The sequence below is a fragment of the Mesorhizobium sp. CA6 genome (genome assembly GCF_020165035.1).
Lineage (GTDB): Bacteria > Pseudomonadota > Alphaproteobacteria > Rhizobiales > Rhizobiaceae > Mesorhizobium.
This window is the reverse complement of sequence record NZ_JAIUHI010000012.1, coordinates 39,004-61,423: the sequence shown is the minus strand read 5'-3', so window position 1 is coordinate 61,423 and position 22,420 is coordinate 39,004. Positions and strand designations below refer to the sequence as shown.

24 protein-coding genes and 1 pseudogene are annotated in these 22,420 nt (G+C 59.7%); 11 read left to right on the top strand and 14 right to left on the bottom strand.

Annotated features, from left to right (window positions below):
* Window positions 1–11: 11 nt before the first annotated feature.
* The 6 genes and pseudogenes from LB526_RS19020 to LB526_RS18995 form a co-directional block, all read right to left on the bottom strand.
* Window positions 12–3,110: a CheR family methyltransferase gene (locus LB526_RS19020; RefSeq protein ID WP_224629158.1), complete on the bottom strand. Its 3,099-nt coding sequence runs from the start codon at window positions 3,108–3,110 to the stop codon at window positions 12–14.
* A 1,051-nt stretch (window positions 3,111–4,161) separates the two neighbouring features.
* Window positions 4,162–4,476: pseudogene (locus LB526_RS19015) on the bottom strand (hypothetical protein); the annotation flags it as partial.
* A gap of 1,051 nt (window positions 4,477–5,527) precedes the next feature.
* The gene (locus LB526_RS19010; RefSeq protein WP_224629156.1) at window positions 5,528–6,346 is read right to left on the bottom strand and encodes a transglutaminase-like domain-containing protein; all 819 of its coding nucleotides are present in this window, start codon (window positions 6,344–6,346) and stop codon (window positions 5,528–5,530) included.
* Window positions 6,347–6,733: 387 nt separating this feature from the next.
* The gene (locus tag LB526_RS19005; RefSeq protein WP_224629337.1) at window positions 6,734–6,976 is read right to left on the bottom strand and encodes a hypothetical protein; all 243 of its coding nucleotides are present in this window, start codon (window positions 6,974–6,976) and stop codon (window positions 6,734–6,736) included.
* An 86-nt stretch (window positions 6,977–7,062) separates the two neighbouring features.
* Window positions 7,063–7,428: a hypothetical protein gene (locus tag LB526_RS19000; RefSeq protein WP_224629154.1), complete on the bottom strand. Its 366-nt coding sequence runs from the start codon at window positions 7,426–7,428 to the stop codon at window positions 7,063–7,065.
* On the bottom strand, window positions 7,425–7,685 hold the full coding sequence (locus tag LB526_RS18995; RefSeq protein ID WP_140721212.1) for a hypothetical protein: 261 nt from the start codon (window positions 7,683–7,685) through the stop codon (window positions 7,425–7,427). Before LB526_RS18995 ends, LB526_RS19000 begins: the two co-directional genes overlap by 4 nt.
* Before the next feature lie 493 nt (window positions 7,686–8,178).
* On the opposite strand from LB526_RS18995, the gene LB526_RS18990 reads away from it, so the two are divergent.
* The 5 genes from LB526_RS18990 (at window position 8,179) to LB526_RS18970 (ending at window position 11,264) form a co-directional block, all read left to right on the top strand.
* The gene (locus LB526_RS18990) at window positions 8,179–8,517 is read left to right on the top strand and encodes a co-chaperone GroES (protein WP_224629152.1); all 339 of its coding nucleotides are present in this window, start codon (window positions 8,179–8,181) and stop codon (window positions 8,515–8,517) included.
* A gap of 56 nt (window positions 8,518–8,573) precedes the next feature.
* Window positions 8,574–10,208: a chaperonin GroEL gene (gene groL, locus LB526_RS18985; protein WP_224629150.1), complete on the top strand. Its 1,635-nt coding sequence runs from the start codon at window positions 8,574–8,576 to the stop codon at window positions 10,206–10,208.
* Between the two features lie 23 nt (window positions 10,209–10,231).
* Window positions 10,232–10,447, top strand: a complete 216-nt coding sequence (locus LB526_RS18980) for a hypothetical protein (protein ID WP_224605954.1) — start codon at window positions 10,232–10,234, stop codon at window positions 10,445–10,447.
* Window positions 10,448–10,508: 61 nt separating this feature from the next.
* Window positions 10,509–10,670, top strand: coding sequence for a hypothetical protein (locus tag LB526_RS18975; RefSeq protein ID WP_224605956.1), 162 nt, complete (start codon window positions 10,509–10,511; stop codon window positions 10,668–10,670).
* Window positions 10,671–11,093: 423 nt separating this feature from the next.
* Window positions 11,094–11,264 carry a hypothetical protein gene (locus LB526_RS18970; protein WP_224629146.1) on the top strand — a complete coding sequence of 57 codons (171 nt, stop codon included), beginning with the start codon at window positions 11,094–11,096 and terminating at the stop codon, window positions 11,262–11,264.
* A 516-nt stretch (window positions 11,265–11,780) separates the two neighbouring features.
* Here LB526_RS18970 and LB526_RS18965 read toward each other — a convergent pair.
* Entirely contained in the window at window positions 11,781–12,167 is a 387-nt protein-coding gene (locus tag LB526_RS18965) for a hypothetical protein (protein ID WP_224629145.1), read from the bottom strand.
* A gap of 847 nt (window positions 12,168–13,014) precedes the next feature.
* Here LB526_RS18965 and LB526_RS18960 point away from each other — a divergent pair.
* Window positions 13,015–13,230 (top strand): hypothetical protein, encoded by a 216-nt coding sequence (locus LB526_RS18960; RefSeq protein ID WP_224629144.1) that lies wholly within the window; start codon window positions 13,015–13,017, stop codon window positions 13,228–13,230.
* Window positions 13,231–13,245: 15 nt separating this feature from the next.
* Window positions 13,246–13,464 carry a hypothetical protein gene (locus LB526_RS18955; RefSeq protein ID WP_224629143.1) on the top strand — a complete coding sequence of 73 codons (219 nt, stop codon included), beginning with the start codon at window positions 13,246–13,248 and terminating at the stop codon, window positions 13,462–13,464.
* A 281-nt stretch (window positions 13,465–13,745) separates the two neighbouring features.
* On the opposite strand, the gene LB526_RS18950 is transcribed toward LB526_RS18955, so the two are convergent.
* The gene (locus LB526_RS18950) at window positions 13,746–14,006 is read right to left on the bottom strand and encodes a hypothetical protein (protein ID WP_224629141.1); all 261 of its coding nucleotides are present in this window, start codon (window positions 14,004–14,006) and stop codon (window positions 13,746–13,748) included.
* Window positions 14,007–14,229: 223 nt separating this feature from the next.
* Window positions 14,230–14,376, bottom strand: a complete 147-nt coding sequence (locus LB526_RS18945) for a hypothetical protein (protein ID WP_224629139.1) — start codon at window positions 14,374–14,376, stop codon at window positions 14,230–14,232.
* A 520-nt stretch (window positions 14,377–14,896) separates the two neighbouring features.
* Here LB526_RS18945 and LB526_RS18940 point away from each other — a divergent pair.
* Window positions 14,897–15,223, top strand: coding sequence for a hypothetical protein (locus tag LB526_RS18940; protein WP_224629138.1), 327 nt, complete (start codon window positions 14,897–14,899; stop codon window positions 15,221–15,223).
* Between the two features lie 130 nt (window positions 15,224–15,353).
* Entirely contained in the window at window positions 15,354–16,238 is an 885-nt protein-coding gene (locus LB526_RS18935; RefSeq protein ID WP_224629136.1) for an SIR2 family NAD-dependent protein deacylase, read from the top strand.
* A gap of 580 nt (window positions 16,239–16,818) precedes the next feature.
* On the opposite strand, the gene LB526_RS18930 is transcribed toward LB526_RS18935, so the two are convergent.
* The 3 genes from LB526_RS18930 to LB526_RS18920 form a co-directional block, all read right to left on the bottom strand.
* The gene (locus LB526_RS18930) at window positions 16,819–17,073 is read right to left on the bottom strand and encodes a hypothetical protein (RefSeq protein ID WP_224605979.1); all 255 of its coding nucleotides are present in this window, start codon (window positions 17,071–17,073) and stop codon (window positions 16,819–16,821) included.
* Between the two features lie 197 nt (window positions 17,074–17,270).
* Complete coding sequence (locus LB526_RS18925; protein WP_224629134.1) at window positions 17,271–17,876, bottom strand: general stress protein; 606 nt, start codon at window positions 17,874–17,876, stop codon at window positions 17,271–17,273.
* A gap of 25 nt (window positions 17,877–17,901) precedes the next feature.
* On the bottom strand, window positions 17,902–18,657 hold the full coding sequence (locus LB526_RS18920) for a DUF4142 domain-containing protein (RefSeq protein ID WP_224629326.1): 756 nt from the start codon (window positions 18,655–18,657) through the stop codon (window positions 17,902–17,904).
* Window positions 18,658–19,828: 1,171 nt separating this feature from the next.
* Here LB526_RS18920 and LB526_RS29825 point away from each other — a divergent pair.
* Entirely contained in the window at window positions 19,829–20,212 is a 384-nt protein-coding gene (locus LB526_RS29825) for a hypothetical protein (protein WP_411967783.1), read from the top strand.
* Window positions 20,213–20,291: 79 nt separating this feature from the next.
* Here the strand turns inward: LB526_RS29825 and LB526_RS18910 are convergent, their stop codons facing one another.
* The gene (locus tag LB526_RS18910) at window positions 20,292–20,864 is read right to left on the bottom strand and encodes a DUF1003 domain-containing protein (RefSeq protein ID WP_224629133.1); all 573 of its coding nucleotides are present in this window, start codon (window positions 20,862–20,864) and stop codon (window positions 20,292–20,294) included.
* Between the two features lie 183 nt (window positions 20,865–21,047).
* On the opposite strand from LB526_RS18910, the gene LB526_RS18905 reads away from it, so the two are divergent.
* Entirely contained in the window at window positions 21,048–21,686 is a 639-nt protein-coding gene (locus LB526_RS18905) for a hypothetical protein (protein ID WP_224629325.1), read from the top strand.
* Between the two features lie 425 nt (window positions 21,687–22,111).
* Here the strand turns inward: LB526_RS18905 and LB526_RS18900 are convergent, their stop codons facing one another.
* Window positions 22,112–22,387, bottom strand: a complete 276-nt coding sequence (locus LB526_RS18900; protein ID WP_224629129.1) for a hypothetical protein — start codon at window positions 22,385–22,387, stop codon at window positions 22,112–22,114.
* Window positions 22,388–22,420: the final 33 nt, after the last annotated feature.

The following is a 22,420-nucleotide window of genomic DNA, read 5'->3' as shown; positions in this document are numbered from 1 at the left end:
TACTTTTAGCCTTACAGCGGAAAGCTCAATTCGAGAACAAATCCTTCTGGGGGAAACCTTACGTCCAACTCGCCGCCCAATTGCTGTTTCACCTGTCCCTCGACCAGAACAAGGCCGAAGCCCTTTCGTTCCGGCGCTTGGACTTTGGGGCCGCCTTTTTCGATCCATTGAAGCCGGATGCGTCCGTGCTCATGCTTCCAATTAACAGAGACACCGCCGGTCCCGTTCGATAGAGCACCGTATTTGGCTGCGTTTGTCGCAATTTCATGAATCACCATGCCCAGCGAAAGCGCGTGCTGCGGCGCAAGGGCGACCTCGGCCCCATCCAGCTCCAGGCGCTCTACGCCGAACGTCTCAGCCTCCGCACGGACGAGATCCCGGATCGACACCTTCGTCCAGTCGGCCTCGGACAGAAGCGAATAGGCGCGGGCCATCCCATGTAAGCGACCAATCAGGGTGTCCGAAAATTGCTCTAGGGAGGGCGCCGTCTTGCGTGTGCTCTTTGCAATGCTGATGACCACCGCGAGCATATTCTTGACCCGGTGGTTCAATTCCGAAATCAGAACCTTCTGCTGTTGCTCCGCTCGCACGAGCGAGGCGACGTCCACGATGGTGATGACGACACCGCCGACCTCCTCATCGTGGTTGCGGTATGGAGCGAGGCGCACAAGGTAGTGCGTTCCGCTGTCTTCAGCGGAAAGCTGGCGTTCGATGCCTTCGCCTGAGCGAAAGACCTTGCGCACCTGCGTATCGAGATCGGGATACTGCAACGCCCCCGCCAATTCGGTCAGGGGCCTTCCGATGTCCGCCTGACGCAGGCCGAAGAAATCGGCCGCGGCGGGAGTAAAGTTACGAATCACGAGATTGCCGTCGAGGAATACCGTGGCGATCTGCGTGGCGGCGTACAGGTTCCTCAGATCGGTGTTCGCGCGATCGAGATCCTCAACGCTGCTCGCTAGTTCTGCGTTGATCGTCGTCAGTTCCTCGTTGAGCGACTGCATCTCCTCCTTGGAGGCCTCAAGCTCTTCGTTCGTCGACTGAGCCTCCTCGTTGACGGAAACCAGTTCTTCGTTGGACGACTTAAGCTCCTCAATGGCGGTCTCGTATTCCTCGATTGTGGACTGGAGACGTTCGCGCAACTCCTGCAGCTCGCCTTCCGCCGCCGCCTCTGCTTCTTCTGCTTGCCGCTCCGCGCCTTCGACGGTGGACGGGTGCCGCCGGTGCCCGACCGGCGTGAACAGCACAAGATACAGCGATTCACGCCCTTTAGGCCCGCCTAGAGGCTCTATCGTCAGGTTGGTGATATTGCCGCTCTCGCCGTTCTGGTCGAGCATCAACACCTGACGGCTGGCGGAGCGTCCTGTTTCCATTGCCTGACGCAGAGCCGCCCGAAGATCGGCTCGCAGCTCGCGCCGTGCTAGATCGAACAGGTGCCGGTTGGGCGCGCCCTTCGGCATTCCGAGGAAGCGGTCGGTGTTCGAGGAATAGTGGAGGATCTCTCCATCGTGAGTAATCACTACATGCGCCGGCGCATGCCGTTCGAGAACCTGCAACTCGGCCCGCTGGCGCAGCTGGACGCCGTTTGCATCAAAATGGTCCCGATCAGACGTAACGCCCCGCTGCCGCAGGCCTGAATGGTCTACGGCCATTGGTAGACGGCGCAACCGCGACACGCCGCCATGGTCGCGGGCCTGGAAGATACGGTTTTGCTTGTCGAGCGGCGCAAACAAATCGGCGTGCCGGGCGACGCCTTCAGAGGTACCGAGGAAGAGATAGCCCCCCGGCTTGAGAGCGTAGTGAAAAGTCGGGATCACCTGATTCTGGAGTTCACCGCCGAGGTAGATCAACAGGTTCCGGCAGGAGACGAGGTCCATGCGCGAGAACGGCGGATCGGAGATGACGTTGTGCGGAGAAAAGATGCAGATCTCGCGCACATCCTTGGAGACGACATAACTGACACCGTCGCGGCGGAAAAAGCGCTTGAGCCTCTCGGCATTCACGTCCGCCAAAAGGGCGGGCGGATAGCGTCCAGCCCGTGCGACCGACAGCGCCTCCTCATCGATATCCGTGGCAAAGATCTGAACCCGGGGCGTGATCTCGAGTCTCTCCATCTGCTCGCGCATCAGAATGCCCAGCGAATAGACTTCTTCCCCGGTCGCGCATCCGGGCACCCACAGCCGGATCGTTTCGTCGGCACCGCGCCCGTCGAACAGCCTCGGCACGACTTGTTCCTTCAGTGCTGAGAAGGCATCGTTGTCGCGGAAGAAATTGGTGACGTTGATGAGCAGGTCCCGGAACAGCGCCAGCACCTCGGAAGGGTCATCGTGGAGGCGCTGCAGGTAGGCCTCGAGCGTTTGCAAGTGAACAACCTTCATCCGTCTGGCGACACGGCGCATAAAGGTCCGAGGCTTATATCCGGAAAAGTCGTGTCCCGCGTGGCTGCGCAGCAGGCTCGAAACCTCTTTTTGAACGCGCTGAACTTCGTCGCGTTGCCGGTCCTGTTGATGATTGATGAGACCATCGAATGCGCTGAGGCTGTCCCGGATCTGGAGCAGTCGTTCAGGCATATGCTCGACCGGCTCGGCAAAGTCGATCAGACCGCTTGCCATGGCGCTGGCGGGCATTTCCGGATTTCGCGGACCCGAACCATCTTGCGCCTGCGCCATGGTAATGCCGCCGCTCTCCTTGATCGCCTTGACCCCCAGCGTTCCATCGGAATCTCCCCCGGAGAGCACGATGCCAACTGCATTCTCGCCCTGATCTTGGGCCAACGAGGCGAAGAGGATATCGATCGGCTTGCGTTCCCGGTGCACGGGATCGTCGTCCGTCAGCCGCAGTCTGCCATCCCTTACCGTAAGGATCTTGCCCTCGGGCATGACATGTACGGTGTTCGCCCGCAGCTCCGCGCCCTCTTCGGCAACAAGAACGGAAATCGCAGTATAACGGCCGATGACCTCGTGCAGCAGGCTACGCCGTTCGGGGCTGAGATGGGTTACAATGATAAATGCCATCCCGCTGTCGTTCGGAAGTTCTCGGAAAAAACCCTCAAGTGCCGGAATACCCCCGGCCGAGGCGCCGATACCCACAACGAGCGGAGTCTGCGATGTCATAAGCTTAATCTAGCGCTGTGCGATGACACCGACAACGGAGGCCGATTGTTGAGGCACATGCGGAGCCCGCCTTAGTCGCTGAGAGAATCGATGTTCGGCTGAGCGGCTTCTATATCCAGCGGCGCTTTGGGGCCGGATGGGCGAAATGACCGGCTTTCTACCTTTCCCCTATAGTCGCCGGTACCGTTTGGAAGACCACCGTACAAGAGCGGCTGTGATTTCGATCAACTGCCGGGGTGGTTTGCCAGGATTTGCCGGAATGGACAATCACGTTCAAGGCAGTCAGCATCTTGCATGCAGGCATTGATTGCGACTTTCATGGGCTCTCTGCTGCCGAAGCTGCGAACTAAGGTGTTTCGCCTAACCGCTGCTTTTCCCTGATTGCGGTCAAGACCTGCCGGTCCGGTGTTGGCCCCAATTCGATCATCTCGAACATTCATTGGGAGGCCGGTCCCTCGAGGCTAGCTCGGAATGCGGCGATAACGCGGTAAGCACTCGGTTTGGCGGTGGTCTGCCGAAAATCACAATCCGGAAAGCGGTGGAGAGTTCCGGGTATCCGCGCCATCTCGGAGTCCATGGCCGATCAAACCCAGACGACCAGCGAATGTCGGTTTCAGTGGCTGGGCGTCCATTATTTGAACCTGTGAACCAAGGCCTGAGACGGCGGCAATGGAGACTTCGGGCAGGTAGTCGTCGGTTGCTTCGCGGAAGCATACGGAGCGACACGGGGAGCGTCGTAGATTTGGCCCACGAAAAACGCAATGAAATCAAAATTCTTACTACACCTCCGGGCCAACCGTATGATAAATATCAAGGGGTTACGCGAAAATCCTCAGATTTTAGTGTGCCATCACAGGTGGTTAGCTCGGCCGGCCTGCTCAATTGTCGTTCCGGTTGTCCAGTTTCCTTCTTCTGCTATCGCACCAGCAACACTTAACGCAGAGCTTCTCGAAAGCGTACGAATAAGGCGGTCCGTGAGCGTCGCGTTGATAGGAGAAGAGATTTCGATGACGCCAGCAGTCGTTCGCATGGTCGAAGAGTCCGGGCTGACTCACGCCGCTTCCCAAACCTGGTTCAGAATTCGCGCAGCGAGTGCTGCCTTGTCTTGGGGTAGAAAGCGCCCGTAGTGGTGGGCGACCATGTCGGGCGTGTCCTGAATGGCATAGCTGGCCTGCTCGTAGGAGCCGGTCTGCTTCAGAATATGGGTCGCCAGGACGTCACGCACATTATGCGGTCCGTGCGGCAAAAGCCCGGCAATGGCGCCCCGCTTCGTGTAAGGATTGTAGATCCCATAGCGCTGGATCGTCAGCCGCCGAGCCTCGTAGAAGGTGTTCTGGTCGTAAGACGCATCTTTGCTGGTGCTCCTGTTTCGGTGCCTCGCTGGGCTGACCAATGGGTGGCCGGCCGGGTAATCCTTTACCCCTATCGTTTCGAGCCCGGCCGGGCACTTCTGCAGAGTGCGATCGGGGGGAGGGGATGGCAGGCTTTGGGTCGTTTTTCAGGGCGCGCGCAATAGCGTCAAGCCCCGGCTCGATAGCTTTCCGTGCGCGGGCTAATGCGTCTGTGTCGACGTCGCAGTGAGAGGCGATTTCATTCCAGTCGTAGACACGGACCTTGCGGGGCGGCTGCCGACGCTGTGCAATCAGATCCAGCATATACTCCCGAACGCGCTCAGCCTCATGAGGCGGCAGAACGCTGGAGATACGGAGGCGGCAGAAATCGGATATTTTACGGGAGAGCAGTTTCATATTCGAAAATTTCAGGCACTGATAGGAGCATTGGGAGATGCGGGCGGCCAATAGCCGATTCTTCCGGTTTGGCGTCGTCAAAATTTGCCAGGCAACGTCCTGTAGACGAAGCCTTTTCCAGCGGCTTTCGCTAAGAAACGATCTCTTGACTCACAATCGTTGTTAGTAAAGAGATTGTATCTAGTGGATCAGGCAAGGAACATGGCCGTGCCTTGCTGCCAGCAAGGCAACGGCAACCCTCGCGATCGAAGCGCTGGCTGAAGCTGGAATTCTCGTCGAAACGACCGGCAAGAAGCGTGACCGCAGTTTGCCTACCGAGCCTATATGGAGCGTCTGCGGATAGGGACGGATTGCCTGATCGCAAATGAAACGAAGGGGTCAGGGCTGGCGACATCGGACCTCACATCGCGTAACTTTGCAGCTTGCATTGCCACAACCATCAATCACTTCGATGCGCCAGAAGCGTGGACGTTTGCGCCACCCTAATCAGAGAATGTCCGCTTCGCGCCCAATTTCGGTCCTCAAAGTTAGCTGTGCCCCTGTCTAAAAGCGGACGTCCCAGGCGACCGCGCTGGAAGTCATGGTACGCCACTAGCAGACGATCCGCTTGGCGCCAGCAACGGCCCCTAGTTCAACAGATCGAGAGGCCGCGCCCCGCCTGCAAATTGTTCATGTGAGATGAAGGTTCTGCACTTCGTAGGTCCAGACCCGAAACCCTTTGAGAACATGCGGGCCGAAGGAGTTGATGAGCGGAATGTCGGCCGCATCGCGGCCGCGGGCGACGACGATCCTGCCAATCCTGGGCGTGTTGTTTCGGGGATCAAAAGTATGCCAAGCACCGTCCAGGAAGACCTCGATCCAGGCGCTGAAGTCCATGGGGTCGACGACCGGGACCCCGATGTCGCCGAGATGTCCGTTGACGTAGCGTGCAGGAATATTGAGGCAGCGGCACAAAGTCAGCGCGAGATGGGCGAAGTCGCGGCAGACGCCTATGCGTTCCTGGTACGCCTCGAAGGCCGTTCGCGTCGATCTGGCCTGCATGTAGTCGAATGGAATATGACCGTGGACGAAGTCGCAGATTGCTTGCACGCGGCCCCAACCTGGGGCAGTGGCGCCAAACATGTCCCACGCCGCCTGGCTGAGACGATCGGTTTCGCAGTAGCGGCTGCCCATTAGATAGACAGGGCAGTCGTCCGGCAAATCCCACACCGCTACTTCGCGGGCAGCTGGCAGCAGCCTGTCTATCTTGCCGTCATCCTCGATCGTTGCATCGCCCCACATCGTCAGGTCGCCCGCGGGCGCGACAAGCCGGCGGCATCGGTTGCCAAAGACATCATGGTAGGTCGATGTCGGAACATCGGGCGTGGTGAAGACCGTTTCGGGGATCCTGATGTCGGCCGCGCGGTCGTCGTGGACCGATAGCAGGCATACCAATGCGGTCGGTTGCTGGCAGGTCAGCGTGATCTCATAGCCGTAGCGGATCAGCATGTGGATCTTTCCTGCCGGAAATCAGCGGGGGTCAGAGTGCAGGATTCGCGACGGTTGCGGGAGTAGGCTTGGCAAGCAACATCATGGATGGACACCAGCAAGGCCTCGAATGCTGAAAGGTACCTTGTTTCAGCAGGCCCGGTCTCGGCCAAAGCGATATCCGATTTCGCGAGCGCCTCGACATCGACCAAGAAGCAAGCCGTCATGATCGGTGAGGCGGACGGCGTTGCGCGCTGAAAACGTGGAAGTCGGTCCAGGAGCGACCAACTTCCACTCGACGGCCATTTGATGGTCCATAGAAATCGCGCCCGGACGCGCCGCCCTCATTTTCCCAGACCGCAAGCGCGGCGAAGTTGCGGGTCCGACAGCTTTCGTTGTTATGGCCACTCATGATGTTAGCCTTTCCTCATTACTCGCCTCCCCGGCGAGAACGCCCGAATAGAGCGTTGCGCCATTCGCATCGGCGATCGTCATGGCGTCCGGCCGCTGCGGCATGTTCAGGGTCCCAGCCAAAAGCCTGGCAATTTCGATCGCATCGTCGAGGTCGGCGGCTTCCGCCGTCTCGCGGCCGAGCACGGCATGCGCATCGTCCGCTTCTCGGGTGCGATAGAATTCGATCATGACCTTCATCATCATCCATCTCGCTGTGTCAGTTCTCGCCTTAGCCGCGAGGGGTACTGATGTTAGGAAGTCTGGTGTGGGCGCCGAACACGCTTTTAGGCTTGGGCAGGGCCTTTTCCTGCTTCGGCTTCCTGATTTCCCGGCTCGAGCGTTTCGGTCCCTTTGCCATGTGCGAACGTCCTGTCGATGAGCGCTATGGTGTCACCCGGCGATGTGGCGACCGGTTCGAGACTGTCTTGCGTCGCCACCCGTTCATGAAGTTCGCCGTCGTTGCGGATGCGGTACTGCGCCGAATCTTCCCTCGGCGGGAGTCTGGCTGTGATCCGGTAGATTTCCGAAGTCTTTGGAAACGTGCCGAAGCCGCCCTTCAGCCGGACAGCCTGCCCGAGGGCAAATAGATGCGTTGCGGCTTCGCGGCGGACCGGGTGTGCGTTGCGTTGCATCATCGTGGTTCTCATCATTGTCTCTGGTCCTGCTCCAGTGCGGCTTTGAGCGATGCCGGTTCGATCGGCACCATCTGCCGCGTAGCACCGCTTGCGGAGATCGCCGGCAGGTGAATGAAGGTGGCGACGCGGCGCCACGCGATCAGGGAAGCTCCTTCGAGGGCTTCCTCGTCGTGATCGACGCGGTAATCCCCGGGTGGTTGCGGTGCATCAAAGCCGGGCAGCGAAAACGCCGACTTGAAGCGAACGATAGTTGGTGTGGTGCGGCTGGTCATTTGTTGCGGCTTTCAGCGGAAACCCGCGCCTGCGCGTTTCCGTATCATTCCCACTCGAACCACCGGAATGATGCCCGAGGCTGCCAGTACATCCGTGGTCAGCGTCGATGTCATTCCAGGGGTTCGAACGGAACGAAATGTGCGCCGGACCGGCGCTGCACTCGTTTTCGAGAATCCGGCGGTGAATGGCGGGGCTTGACACAAAGCCAACTCGACCAAATCAACGAGTTTTACCTATGCGCCTCATTTGAGTTCTAAACAAGGTCGAGACGCTTTTTATTTGTCCCTTGAAATAACAGACGCACGCCCGCAAAATTCAAGCCGGCAGAAAATTTCCCACGAGCGCGGATGAATTTCTGCGCGGCTCGAATTATTTCATTCGAATTCTTGGCCATCTGCGAGAAATAATTCTGGCACTCCTATCTATCGAGTGCCAACCCGCCTATACAGAGGCAGCGGCCCGCCCAATGCGGGCCACAGAAAGAAGTTCCCCATGAAATTCCGGCCACTCCACGACCGCGTCGTCGTTCGCCGCGCCGAAGGCGATACCAAATCCAAGGGCGGCATCATCATTCCCGACAATGCCAGGGAGAAACCGCAGGAAGGCGAAGTGATCGCCGTCGGCCCGGGAGCACGCGACGAAGCCGGCGCCTTGATCGTGCCCGATGTGAAAGCCGCCGACTTCATCCTGTTCGGCAAATGGTCCGGCACCGAGGTCAAGATCGATGGCGAGGACCTTCTGATCATGAAGGAAGCCGACATCATGGGCATCATCGACAAGAGCGAGACCGGCATTGTCGACAAGACAATGGCCGTCAAGGACGCCGCCTGACCGGGCAGTCTTCACGGCAAACGGCGCACTCCAATTTTCGAACGGGATCAACGATCATGTCTGCCAAGGAAATCAAATTCTCCACCGACGCGCGCGACCGCATGCTGCGCGGCGTCGAGCTCCTGAACAACGCCGTCAAGGTGACGCTCGGCCCCAAGGGCCGCAACGTCATCATCGACAAGGCTTATGGCGCGCCGCGCATCACCAAGGACGGTGTGACGGTGGCCAAGGAAATCGAGCTTACCGACAAGTTCGAAAACATGGGCGCCCAGATGGTGCGCGAAGTGGCCTCGAAGACCAACGACCTTGCCGGTGACGGCACCACCACCGCCACGGTGCTGGCCGCCTCGATCCTGCGCGAAGGCGCCAAGCTGGTCGCTGCCGGCATGAACCCGATGGACCTCAAGCGCGGCATCGACCAGGCGGTCACCGCCGTGGTTGAGGAAATCAAGGCGCGGGCCAAGAAGGTCAAGTCGTCGGCCGAGATCGCGCAGGTCGGCACCATTGCCGCCAATGGCGATGCCAGCGTCGGTGAGATGATCGCCAAGGCCATGGACAAGGTCGGCAATGACGGCGTCATCACTGTCGAGGAAGCCAAGACCGCCGAGACCGAGCTCGACGTCGTGGAGGGCATGCAGTTCGACCGCGGCTATCTCAGCCCGTATTTCGTCACCAATGCCGACAAGATGCGCGTCGAACTGGACGAGCCCTATGTGCTTATCCACGAAAAGAAGCTCGGCAACCTGCAACCGATGCTGCCGATCCTCGAAGCGGTGGTGCAGGGCGGTAGGCCGCTGCTGATCATCTCCGAGGACGTCGAAGGCGAGGCGCTGGCCACGCTGGTCGTCAACAAGCTGCGCGGCGGCCTCAAGGTCGCGGCCGTCAAGGCGCCGGGCTTCGGCGATCGCCGCAAGGCGATGCTGGAAGACATCGCCGTGCTCACCGCCGGCCAGATGATCTCGGAGGATCTCGGCATCAAGCTGGAAAACGTCACCATCGACATGCTCGGTCGCGCCAAGCGCGTGCTGATCGACAAGGACACCACCACGATCATCGACGGCGCCGGCGCCAAGGCCACCATCCAGGCGCGCGTCGCCCAGATCAGGGGTCAGATCGAGGAAACCACGTCCGACTACGACAAGGAAAAGCTGCAGGAGCGGCTGGCCAAGCTCTCCGGCGGCGTTGCGGTGATCCGCGTCGGCGGTGCTACGGAGTCGGAAGTCAAGGAAAAGAAGGACCGTATCGACGATGCGCTGAACGCCACGCGCGCAGCTGTCGAGGAAGGCATCGTGCCCGGCGGTGGTGTGGCGCTGCTGCGCGCCAGGTCGGCGCTCAAGGGCCTGACCAGCGGTAATGCCGATGTCACCGCGGGCATCTCGATCGTGCTCCGGGCGCTCGAAGCGCCGATGCGCCAGATCGCTGAGAATTCCGGCGTCGAAGGGTCGATCATCGTCGGCAAGCTTGCCGACAGCAAGGACCACAATCAGGGCTTTGACGCCCAGAACGAGGTATATGTCGACATGATCAAGGCAGGCATCGTCGATCCGGCAAAGGTGGTGCGCACGGCACTGCAGGATGCCGGCTCGATCGCAGCGCTTTTGATCACCGCCGAAGCCATGATCACCGACATTCCGACCAAGGATGCCGCACCTTCACCTAGCGGCGGCGGCATGGGCGGAATGGGATACTGAGATCTTGGCGCCAGGATACGGCCGTGCGTGAACCGACGCTACCCCCGGTGTTCGGCAGGCTTGGGGTCAAGTCGCCGGTCGCCATCGTGGCGGCTTCGGCCACATCCAGCAATATGACGAACCTGGCGGCCCGTATGCGAGAAGGTCTCTCGTCGCGCAGGGACCTGGCTTTGAACCTCGGCGTGGTGCTGTGGACAGTACTTGTCCTGGCGGCGGTATTTTTCATTCTGCAAACCTGAACCGATCGGCGGCGGGCGAAAACGAAAGGACGCGGAATGTGGCAAACCGCTACGCGCTTGTATGGACCCTCCGGACAGCTGGACCGTTTTCGACGTCTTCACCGGCCAGCCCGCCGAGTCCGATCACAAGATCATGGTCGGCATCAATGCCGGCCAAGCGTACGAGATGGTCAGCCGGCTGAACGATCAAGACGCCAAGCGGCGGGAAGAGGCCGGCCGCTGACTTGTAGCGATGTACCAAAGAATAAATCCGCCGGAATGATTCGCTAACCACCTGTCGGGGGCGTACAGCCCCATTGTCGGCCGGCCAGAACATGGGCACCGGCGCTTGAGAGCGTCCATCATACTCCCGCCCCTCGATGGCAGTCGGATTGTGGACAACGATCATTCCGCCGATGTGATTTCGACTTTTGACTGCAATCCCGCGCGACGCCTTCAGAACATCGGTCATCGAAAATCGGATCCCTGAGGATCAATGGCACGGAGACGCCGCGCTTCTGATCCGCGACTATACCGGCAACTCCGATTTCGATTCGGCACTGCTGGCCGGGATCGTACGAAAGTAACCTTGTCGCCATGCATAACTTGCCGGAGCGGGCAGCTGCTCCGCGCTCGCTTTCATTTTTTGCCTGAAAGGATAATGATCATGAGATACTTGAAAACCCCGGATGCTCCGGTCGCAATTGTCGAGGCCGCAAAAGTCCTATCGAAGCGGCTGACGATCAGAAGCGACGAAGCCGCAAGACGAAAGATCGCCGACACCGACGGCACGATGCGGCGGGCGCGTCGCCTTGCTGAAAGCAACCGCCTGATTTAATGCGCCTACGTCGGCTTTGGATCAGGTCGAGACTTCATGGCACCCACGGTAAACGTCCGCTATCGCGCATCCGAAGACCTGAAGCTGCCCTTCCGCATCCGGCCCCGAATGAGAAGAAAATTCGACTCTCGCTTCGATCGCACCGGGATCATGTCGCACCGTCATCTGGGTGGCTCGTGGTCGTTCCGATAGCTGCCACGAACGGCAGATAAGCGCCCAAGCGGACGTTTTGCGGGGCGGACCGGAACGACGGCACAGCGATGCTCGTCGGCATCGCGCAGTTCGGCTGCGCCTGGACCTGCGGATACTAGCGACCGTAGGCGAACTTCCGGGGTGTAACTCGCGATCAGATTCGCCTCTTCATCTGCTTCGTCGTCGGGGTCTTCAGTCAGTGCGTCGCTAGAGAACACTGTCAATGTGTAACCGCACGAGCCAAGACCGACGACTTCCTCATCGAGGCGAATTTTCCCGGAGCCGTCGAACCAGCCGGCCAGCGTGGTTTCGGTGGTCTGGCGCTTATTCCTGCCTCAGCCGACCATCAACCTCTTTCAGGAAATGAGCTTCATTGAGGAGCTTTTCCCAATCCGTACCGAAGCGCTCAATCAGATCACGAGCCTGTGCTTCCGTGAGCTTCGCTTCTCGCGACAGTCGGCCGGCCAGGAGGTCGAATTCGGTGAGATCGGTCTCGGGCAAACTGCCATCGCGGTGCTGCATCGCCTGGGCGATAACCTCGAACACGCTTCCGGCTTCCTCGTAAATCTCGCTGACCTCGATGCCCTCTCGGTCCGCAGCTTCCATCGCTTGGTCGGTCAGATCGCTTATCGCGGCAGGGTCGTCCGTCACCACTTCGGGCAAATGCTCTGCCATCCAACGTTCGAGGAAATTGGCGCCGCGTGTGCTCATTTTTCCATAAGCGGAAGCCGCATATTAGGTTCCACTGATCTTAATTGGACCGTGAACCTTCTCTTTCGGGGAGCGTTGCCATTGGTTTCAGGAGTCTTCCGATGGCGCGCTTTCAAATCGAAGAGATCTATGGCGAACGCATCGTTGCCACGACATCTGCAGAGGCACCTGATGCGCTCAGCGCCGCAGAGACCCTGACGGAAAGGCGATCTCCACCAAGGGCTTGCAAGAGCACTGGTTTCGGGTTGTCGACGAACGCGAAGGCACCGTCCACGAATTCAGAATTGCAGAGGAGCCGCCAAAGGATTTTGCCAAATGATGAACTGCTTCGGCGCAAAGCCCGGCTCGCAGATCAAGGGTGACACAGGATTATGCGAGCCGGGCCTAGCCGCCGGCACCTATTCCGGGGGGACGTGGTTTCAAACTCGGCGGTAAGTAAAAGTTGTTCGATAATCCCTCGTGCTGCAATGAGGACTGAGGTCCCATTACGCTACCTGCTATGGTCTATTAGGCATGTGAAAGAGCCCGCCTGCCATGCGCACTCGACGGGCTGTTTATCGAGTGTGAAGCGTTGGATTGCGGAAGGCACCCACCCGACGCGACGCGCTCTGAAAGGAAGCAGCCTAGCGCGCCGGCAACGTGAACAATCACCAGCCAGCCACGACCGCCCTCTCTCAGCGAATTTGCAGAACTCTCAGCACACTACCGTGTCGGCACCCAAGGGCTGCAGCGAAACACCTTCCCCGGTGGGGCTGCTGTGACCACGGCTGCGCCCGACCGTCGCAGGAACAAAAAGCCCTGGCGCCGATTGGTTTTTTGAAGGGACCAAACCCGCGGAGGAAACGGGATGACGGTCGAACTTGCAGTTCTCGAAATGGCGGCTGCCCGGCAGCACGCAAAGCGAGCTGACCAGTCGCTGAAGCAAGCGACGGCCATGCTCCACGATAACCATGGTATCGCTGTGAGCATTGCGCTGTGCTGCCGCATCCGAAACGGGCAAGCGCGCGCGAAGGCGGCCAAGCGTCGCCTGCTGAAGATCGCCCCACCAGCAACCGCGCACTGACGAGCAACAACACTCATGCAGATCTCAGATTTTAACACCGCATCGATGCACGGGAGCCAACTGTTCCGCGGTGCCAAGACGGCGATGCTCGTGGTCCGGATCCTGCACCAGATGGAGCGGACTGCGGCCGCGGTCGACGACGTCGAGGACGCGCTTGAGGAGTTTGCAGCAGCCACGCACCGGCCGGTGGCACACTTCACCCGGCTGGGGACGGGCGAAACGCTCGGGCTTTAGCCCACGCAACAGGCGGCGCATAACCTATCGATTTCGGAGGGAGTCACTCGCCTCGCCCTACCGGCCACCTGCGCCACCATTCCCGTTCAAGCACGCTCGCCACGAGGTCGGCGGCTGGTGTGCGCGGCGCGGCGCGGCAGCATGTTCGATCGGAACTGAGATTCGGGCATACGCTCGGCGGCTTCAGCGAAGCATCCGAGAGTGCATGAGAACGCCGCGGCGCGGATAGAGACGTCGGCGTCGTCGGTTTCTGGCACCGTTTCCACCAGGCCGGGCCTTGATCAGCTTCTCGACCTCTCGGAGGCCCACCAGTGCCGGCGAGGCTTTCCAGTCGAACCGGCGCGCGCTTCCGCCGGCTTTTCCTTCAAGATGACCTTGCCAAGCATCACCTGCTCGGAGCTATTCTTGTTGATCTGCCGGCGAGCCTTCATGCCGCGCTCGTGGCTTTCGGCCAGACGCAGCGCCAAAGCGCGTAGCGAGCCCGCAAGCGCGATGGGCGGGGCTTTCAGGGCTGCTGCAATGTCGTCAAAGATCGCTTCCATGGTTGCCACCTGCGATTTCTTCGAGGTTAGATCGAAACAGGGATCTTTGAATCCCCCTCGCTGTTGCTACAAAACCTACAGCGACCATGGTCATCGGGCTCTATGACATTCCTTGTGCAAGCTTCCTGGATCAGGCGGACCATCCAGGGAAAGGGGCACACAGTTTGAGGGAAGGGGCTCGCACGCCGGCGCCTCGAAAGAGGATCGCGACAGGGCTCGTATCTCAGCCAGCCAACAACGTCGGCGGCTGCTCCCCGGGTCTTGCCACCGCGGAGCCCAGGTCGAGAAAGATGGCATGGTCCAGATAGAGGCAGCGCAGGCCCGCGGCATATCGCGCGCCATGCGCTTCCGCCGCCTTGAGCGCGGGCAAGCCACTCACCTGCTCGCGGACGTCACGGCCGTACTGGGATCTATCGATATCGTGCTGGGTGACGTGGACGGATAGGCCCGAGCCATCGAGAGCGAGCCCAACGTCGGAGTTGAGACGGTATCGCATCAGACGGCGTAGCTAGCTCCGCTGACCTCTTCTTCAACAGCGTCTATGCACTACTGATTGTCGGTTCGGCCCGCAGAAGCCTGCACCTGCGCGTTTATCCGTCCACCACAAGGTCAAGGAAGGCGTTGGCCGCCTCGACCTTGCCGATCGCGGGGAACCTTGGAGATCTAACAGACCACCGCTGGGAACATCGCCGTTGGGAACAATGTCTTTCGGGCGTAGTTCGGTCGCGTCCAGGCGGAGAGCGGCCAATCATGTGTCTACAGCAAACGACCGGAAGTTCATGTGTCTACAGCAAACGACCGGAAGTTCGCGGCCTAAGCCCCGACGGCGGACCAGGCCAATTTTCATTCCTTGCGCAACCCTGTCGGCAAGCAGGTGGACCCACAAGCTGATGCGAGCACGTCGTGCGCGGCCGTATGACTCTTTTCAGTTTCGTGACAGCGCTGAAAGCGACGTCCGGGATCCCAATCGCTTTTCGGCAAGCGATGCAGATCAGCTCGCCTATGGAGAAGACGATGCCAATCACAAGAGTTCGAAGGGCACATTCACGCCGGATAAGGTGAGGTTTTTGAGGCACGTGCTGGAAGCTGGCGCAACGGCCAATGAAAGCGAAGCCCAAAGAGAGGCGCGCTCATTGCGACTGGTCGCCAATTTCATGACCGGCATGTCAGACGAGCGGGAGTTGAGGGAGCTCTCGCATAACCCGCTTGGTAGGTAAAATTGCGTCGATCCGGGACGAGCAACAGCTGGGCAGGACGTGATTGGCGCGTTGGCGTACAGGGTGTCGATGCTGCCGTTGAGACGACTGCCGATCCAGTGGCGGGCAATCATCCTCTCTTGGATCGGCAATGACCAGCGATCCTCTTGTTCCGCTCGCGAAATCCATTCGAGAACGCGACGCGGTGCTGTTTGTTGGGGCAGGCGTCTCGATGAGCGTCGGCCTGCCGTCCTGGGAGAAGCTGATCGAGCGAATGGCGGATGAACTCGGCTTGGAAGTGGACCTTGGCAGGCAACGCGGCCGCTTCCAGACTCTGGCCGAGTATTACCGCATCGAGCATGGCAGCATCGGACCGCTGCGCAGTTGGATGGACCGGCACTGGACCGTCAGCCGCGATAAGATCGAACAGTCCGAATTGCACCGTCTCATCGTCGCGCTGAACTTCCCGGTGATCTATACGACGAACTATGATCGAAACCTTGAAGTCGCCTTTGAAATACATGGCGTCGAATACGTGAAGGTGGCCAATGCGAGGGATGTCTCGAAGGCTCGCAGGGACGTCCCCTACATCGTGAAGTTCCATGGCGACTTCGATGACGATTCCTCCTTAGTCCTCACGGAAACCGATTATCTTGATCGACTGTCGTTCGACTCGCCGCTCGACGTGAGGTTCCGTTCGGACGCATTGGGCAGTACGGTTCTGTTTATTGGCTACAGCCTTTCCGACCTGAACATCCGGCTGCTTCTGCATCGGCTCTGGCAGACTTGGAGCCGGTCGGGCTATGAGGCGGATCGGCCCCCCTCGTTTATCTTCATGGCAAATCGTGATCCTGTCGAGGAAGCTGTGCTGGCGCGTTGGGGCATTACGGCGGTGACGGGCGACGATCCAGATCCTGAGACGGGACTACTTAATTTCCTTTCTCGCCTCGCTGACCTTGTATACGCGAACGGAATGAGTCGGCCCGGGTCTGCCGCCGGGAGGCGAGGTGGGGCCGGGCCTACCCTCACCGAGTGACGCGGCTCGCCGAAGATGGGGTGGATAGGTTAAGGTTTCTTAGGTTCGGGCGCTGCTTCAGCTTACGCTGGCCTACATATGGCTTGCGTTTACGGAACTCACGTGACATCGAGCAACAAATCGCAGGCCAACTTTTCAGCGGGTAGATGTTCCGGCACGCGCTCTAAAAGGCCGTCGCTTGTGCGCAACCTCAAATGTGCCGACCGCACCCGAAAGGCCTAATTTAAGGTTCGTACGCCGTCCGGTTTTGTCATGGCGCACGGACGCTGGCCGCGGACATCTCCCTCGCCCAAACACGAGGCGCTGAGATGCACAGCCAAGTCCTAGAACCCTCCCACCTCGACATGCTCACTCGCGTTCTGCACCACGCTGCAAGCAGGACGGGCATCAACTCGACTCGGACGATGCGCAGAACGTCGCCGTTAACGTTGGTCTATCTGTTCCAGAGAGCGATGGTGAACGAGTTTGACCTTGACCTTGGGGCCCAGTCGCGCAAGAACCTACGCCGCGTTGGCTGAACAATCCGCTCGTCCGATAGTAACCTGGCTGACTGCATTGTGGCGGATCGCAAGCTGCTAGGTCAAGCAGGCGACCGCAACAGTCGCTTTCTATTGGCCCTAATCTTCCCGCCATAGTAACTTACAAACTTGTTTGCTGGTGCGCCCACAGCGAGCATCATAATTGAGCGGCCGGCAGCCTCGATTTTTTCACTGATCATCAACTTAGCTTCGCGTTCAGCCGCTTTGCCGCCACTAGCAATTCGCATACCTCTAAGCCAGATCACTTGCTGCGCCTCCAGTATCGAAAGTGAGAGATCGACCCATAGATTGAACATTGAGCGCTCCTGATTGGGATGAGAGAACGGCAATCTCGTTCGTCGGTTCCGCCGAATTGGCAGGTCGAAAAACTTCTCTCTGGGAGCGAGTTCAAGGAAGAAGCCGAACGTTCTCTTCGAGACTTGCGCGAGCGGTGACGACCCGATCCTGCCCGAGAAGAAAAAGCCCCGTGGAGAGTTCCACGGGGCCTCATCGATTACAGCGGTGTCATTCGGCGAACGCGATCGCGTTCCGCTTGGATGTCATCAAAGGGCGCTGCGGTAGGGTCGAATCCTGTCCATCCGGCGGACTCGTAAGCGCTGCGCCGTTCGTCAAGATTGACGGAACGCTCTCCTCGCAGGATGCGCTCGGCCTCGCCGGTCAGCCGATCGTCCACTCTGGCAGTCACCAGACTGCCTCCGCGGCGCACGCCTTCGGCATAGACATGGGCATCACGTTCCGAAACACCGGATTCCGTCAGCGCCCCTACTATGCCGCCTGCGGCTCCACCAACCACAGCGCCGCCAACCGCGCCGACGGCCGTAGCAGCGAGCCAGCCTGCCGCCACGACCGGCCCGACACCGGGGATCGCCATGATCCCGAGCCCCGTGAGCAGGCCGCCCGCGCCGCCGACGAGCGCGCCCAGGCCGGCACCAGCGGCGGCATCTTCGCGGGTTTCTGAAGTCTCATCCTGCCGATACCAATTGTCGGAATTGTTCGCCACGATGCTGATGTCGTCTCGCGGCACGCCGATCGCTTCTAATTCGCTTACGGCGTCGGATGCGTCCTGATAATCATCGAAAAGTCCGGTGACAGTCGTCATTGTTTCACTCCATTTCTGAGTTCGGTTACTGAGCGCCGGCAACCACGTTGCCTTGGAAATCGAGCGCTACGGTCACCTGCTTTCCGTCTTTCTGGGCGGTGCCGCGCCAGATGCCTTGGTCGTCCTTCGTCAGCGCGCTGACATTGGAGAAGCCGGCATCCTGAATCCGCGATTTCGCCTGCGCTTCGGTGAAGCTGTTGGCGCCAGGCACGGGCGCGGCCGGATTATTGGTGTCGCTCGTGGACACCGCGGGCGTCGTCGAGCTCGTCGTGGAAGACTTGTCGCTGGTGCCGGATGCGATCTTTTCGATCATTTCCTGATGCATCTTGAGCGTCGGCAACGTCTGCTGCGCGAATGTCTTGAGCTGAGCATTGTCGCCGTCCTTGGCGTAGCCTTCGAACAGCTTCACAGCGTCCGAATGTGCGTCGCGCTGCATCTGCACGTAAGACTTGTCGAATGCGTCCTTGCTGGTGTTCAGGGTGTCGAGTTCGCTCTTGTGCGCGGCGTCCGTCTGGGCAGGCACCTTCAGTTTCTGCTCGCCGGCGATCGTCTCCAGCTTGGCGTTTGCCGCGCCGTGATCGTCGATCATCTTCTGCGCGAAATCTTTGACTGCCTCATCTTGAGCCTTGCCTTGTGCGATCTTGCTCGACTCGACCTCGAACATGCCTCCGGCGGCGGCCTTGTCGACGAAGTCCTGAGCTTTATCGGCGGCATAGGACGGCACGGCAAATGTCAGGACCGCGCAGGTGGACAGCGCTGTCATTAGAAGGCGGTGTTTCATCGATAAGTTCCTTGCTGAATGGGTGTCACTCAACAAGCGCCAGACCCCTTTGTTCCGGTCCAACGACGATTTAGGCCACTAAAGGAATGCCTCTTGCTCAGGAGGCGGCGCTAGGTCGTCTGTAAGGGCGAGGTGCGTCGAGATTCGCGCCGCCCCAATCGCGACGAGCCAAGCGCGGGCCGGCTCTTCTGTCGCGTTCGACCCTAGCCGCGGTCAGCCGCCGTTTGCAGGATGTAGAGCGCATCGCCATCAGCAATGCAACGGCGGGTATGGCCTGCCATTTCATTCGGTTAGTCCTTCTGCTCGTCACGCTTACGGCTCGGCGGTAGCGGGGCGGCGAGACGGATGTCCTTGCCGCCGGTGACCATAACTCATGACAGCCTCCGGATGAAACTTGACGTAAGAGATCACGGCGGTTTTCACATCATCGACCAGTCTTCCCTGAGCTGATGCCAATCCAAATACTGTGCGTTGCCCTGCGAAGGTTTGACCCTCCACATGGCATAGGGTGCAGTTCGGAAGTATTCGAGTTAGCCCTCGATGACCGACTCGCCATGAGGTGCCCAGCGAGCACATAGGTTTGGCCCAAGCGCCTTGGAAACTCGGAAGACGCGCGAGTGCCAGATTGGCTGCCGTCATGGGATGGCAGGCAGGGACTTCCGTGGGCTGATTTGCATCTAACGCAGCTAGAGGAGCGAAAGGCCAGGAGGACACTACCAAGACACAGATCAGCGTTTCCACGAAACCTGTCTGCATCTTACGCATGGGGCTTCCCGACGCCAACGACCCTTTATATATCTTCAGCATAAACATTCGCAGGGAATGGCATCCTTGTCTCGGCGAGCTTTCCACCCCACGAGCAGTCTTGCAGGTACCAGTTCGCGTCGTCGCACGAAGCCGCAGACTGTGGCAAACGGGACTGGTATGCTCCACCTGCGAAGGGGCGGCCAGATCAGATACGTCCGAGCCATCAAAGTATGCACCGACCGTGCCGCGCTGTTTACGATCAACTACAACCGTGATGAAAAGGAGCCCTACGATCCGATCGCAGTTGGCATGGTGCGGTCGTTAAGGGCGGAAGGGTGCTAGCGCCCGTTCGTCGGGGTCTCGCCGATCATGCATGGAGGCGGACAGCGCTTATTGAAAAACTCTTCGCGCACTCAAACCGGCTATGAATGACAAGCTGAACGCTTTCGCGCTCTGCCGGCCATTCGGGCGAGGCCATGTCGTAGGACCGGTCATGGCCGAAAGCGATGCTGATGCCGTGGCAGTTGTCCGGCCGCACATAGCCGACCATTCGGGGTCTTTCCTCAGAGTCGACACTCACATGCACAACGGCGAGTTCGCTGCCTTCCTGTCACATGCCGGAATGCCGGTCTTCGACACGGTGCTGACCATGTCGCTGGGCAAACGCCTCGCCGATTTTGCGAATGGCGGCTCGCCAAGGATCCATGCGTTAGCAAGCCAAACCCTCGGGAAATTACCTTCTTTCGCGCCGTTGTTAGGAGCGGGCGTGGTGGTGTTCGGACGAGAGCTGCGGTTGGCACAGCCGTAAAGCGCTTCAGGGAGAGTAGCAGCTAAAGCGAACCTCGCGCTGGTTGGCGAGTGCCGAAGCGCCAGCACAGGCAGCGGGATCAACTTGGCGCCGCCAGCTCGCCCGCCTCTTCGATCTTGTCCAGAACAGCTTCGGGCGCCACGTCGCGCTTGAGCTCCTTCAACTCGTCGTCATCTTTGGTGTCCACGTCCAGCCGTTTGGCAATCTCTTCGACCATCTTGATGAGCTTGGTCGTCTCATGTTCACTCAGCAGACTGACCTGCAGATCGAGGTCTGCCCGGGCATTGTCCTCGGCCGCCATGCGGTTCTGGTTGATCAGAACGAACGTCGACAGAAAGATCGCCTCGACCGAGGCGAGCATGGCCAGGATGACCAGCGATGGATCAAACGGCTTTATGAAGGTTACGACGCCGAGATTGAGTGCGATCCACGCCCCAAAGAAGAGAAGGTGAATATAAACGAACATCATGCTGCCGGCGAAGCTGCTGATAGCTGCGGCCGTGCGTTGCTCCACGGATGCAGACCTCGCGTCGCGTTTCCGTCTCGCGACCAACGCCTCTATGTTCCGCGCCAGAGCAGGGGTGAGGCCTTCCGCCGCCGAGGTGGTTGGCGTGACGTAGCCCTTGCTGTCGGGGGCGGTTGTAGGACTCATTCTTGTCTCTCCCATCCAGGCAGCCTAACTCCCGGTTTGACGATTCGCTCCATTTTGCTCGGCTTCGAACGTGCGCATCCATGTTCCTGTCCGCAATGCGGCCGCCGCATTGGCGATCCTGCGGACCACCGCTCGTCATTCCTCGGCGTTGAGTTGCGTGCCCGTAGAACCTATTTAACGGCCATGCCTGTACGCCGAAAAATCGACCAGACCGCGAAGCTGGTTGGAGAGTGGCCTCTTTCTCCGGCGGCAACGCTTGGATCGTCGGTCCGGTCAAGGGGAATCTTCCTCGAGATGCGCGCGCGTCTTCCCTTGCCCTTGAGAACGCTGCTCCACCTAGAATCCCGGGTGCTCAGCTTGCGGCTGCCGGAGGGCTCTGACCCCGACGTTGAAGCCGCAGCGGCAATTGTGTCCGAGGTCATGCGGAATATCGAAGATCTCCCGGTAATCCCTCGAGAAGTGGAGGACATCCTTACAATCTCGTCCGGCGAGCGGCACCGTTGGCTGAAGGACGGTCGCTTGCAGAGCGCGGGGACCAGAACCGTCAAACTTCGCGGACGCGCGAGAAAGATCACCTTCCACGTGTTCGACCCACGTCACATCGAGGATTTGCTCGATCGCGATCTTGTGACCGTCTGGCGCGAAGAAGACGCGGCGACGGCGGCCGAGAACCGGAGACGCGCCGCCGCAAAGGCAGCCCTGAAGCGCGCGCAAAAGAGGGGGCGCGGACCGGCAGGCTCAACCAACAGCAGCAGGAACGAGGATCCCCCTTCCAAGCTGCGCGGCTGGGAAGATTTTGAGGGCGAAGGGCTGCTGCGCTGACCGGCTCGTCGCATCGTGCGTGATCAGCGGGGTTTCCGCTGGAGGCCAGCCGCGAGGGCCGATGGTGACTGCGCCGCGACGGTGGACGCCTCTGACGCGCTGTCGGGGGCATCGTTTGATCGTGGCAACGTGACCTTGCCCGACCGGCTTACCGGGATCATGCGGGCAGAATCACCGACGGCAACTTGATCTTGGACGGTCTCCTCTGGCCCAGCCGACGAGCGGCTTCCAAAGCCCCGCCCGCGAACGCTTTGGCGACGAACGCCGTTATTAACATCTCAGTGAGAAAATCGTCGACGGCGGCCGAAACCATTTCAGAGCCGCGGGGACCAATTTCTGTCAACAGCGATCGCGCTTCTCTTGCCGCCGCGGAGGCATCTTCTGCGTGGACCAGCGCTTCAAGCCTCTCTATCGGACCTCGCGACCTAGATCAGCGTGATCGGCATATAGCGAATAATCACCTTGTCCTGCCGGAAACGCCGCTCCAGCGTGGTACGGCGAGCACGCCACTCACGTAGGTCGATCTCCTCGGTCATGACTTCAAAGATGACGATCTTGTCGGCGTTTGACTCGGCACCCTTTCTCCACAAACCATCCGCAGGAGCCTGAAGATAGGCGGTAACACCGTCGAAGCGGCTCGCCAGTTCTTCCTTTACCTTCTCGAAGTCCTCTTGGGCGAAGGGCTGGCCGCCATTGTCCATGCAGGGAAGCAGTATTTGAACAAGGTGCATGGC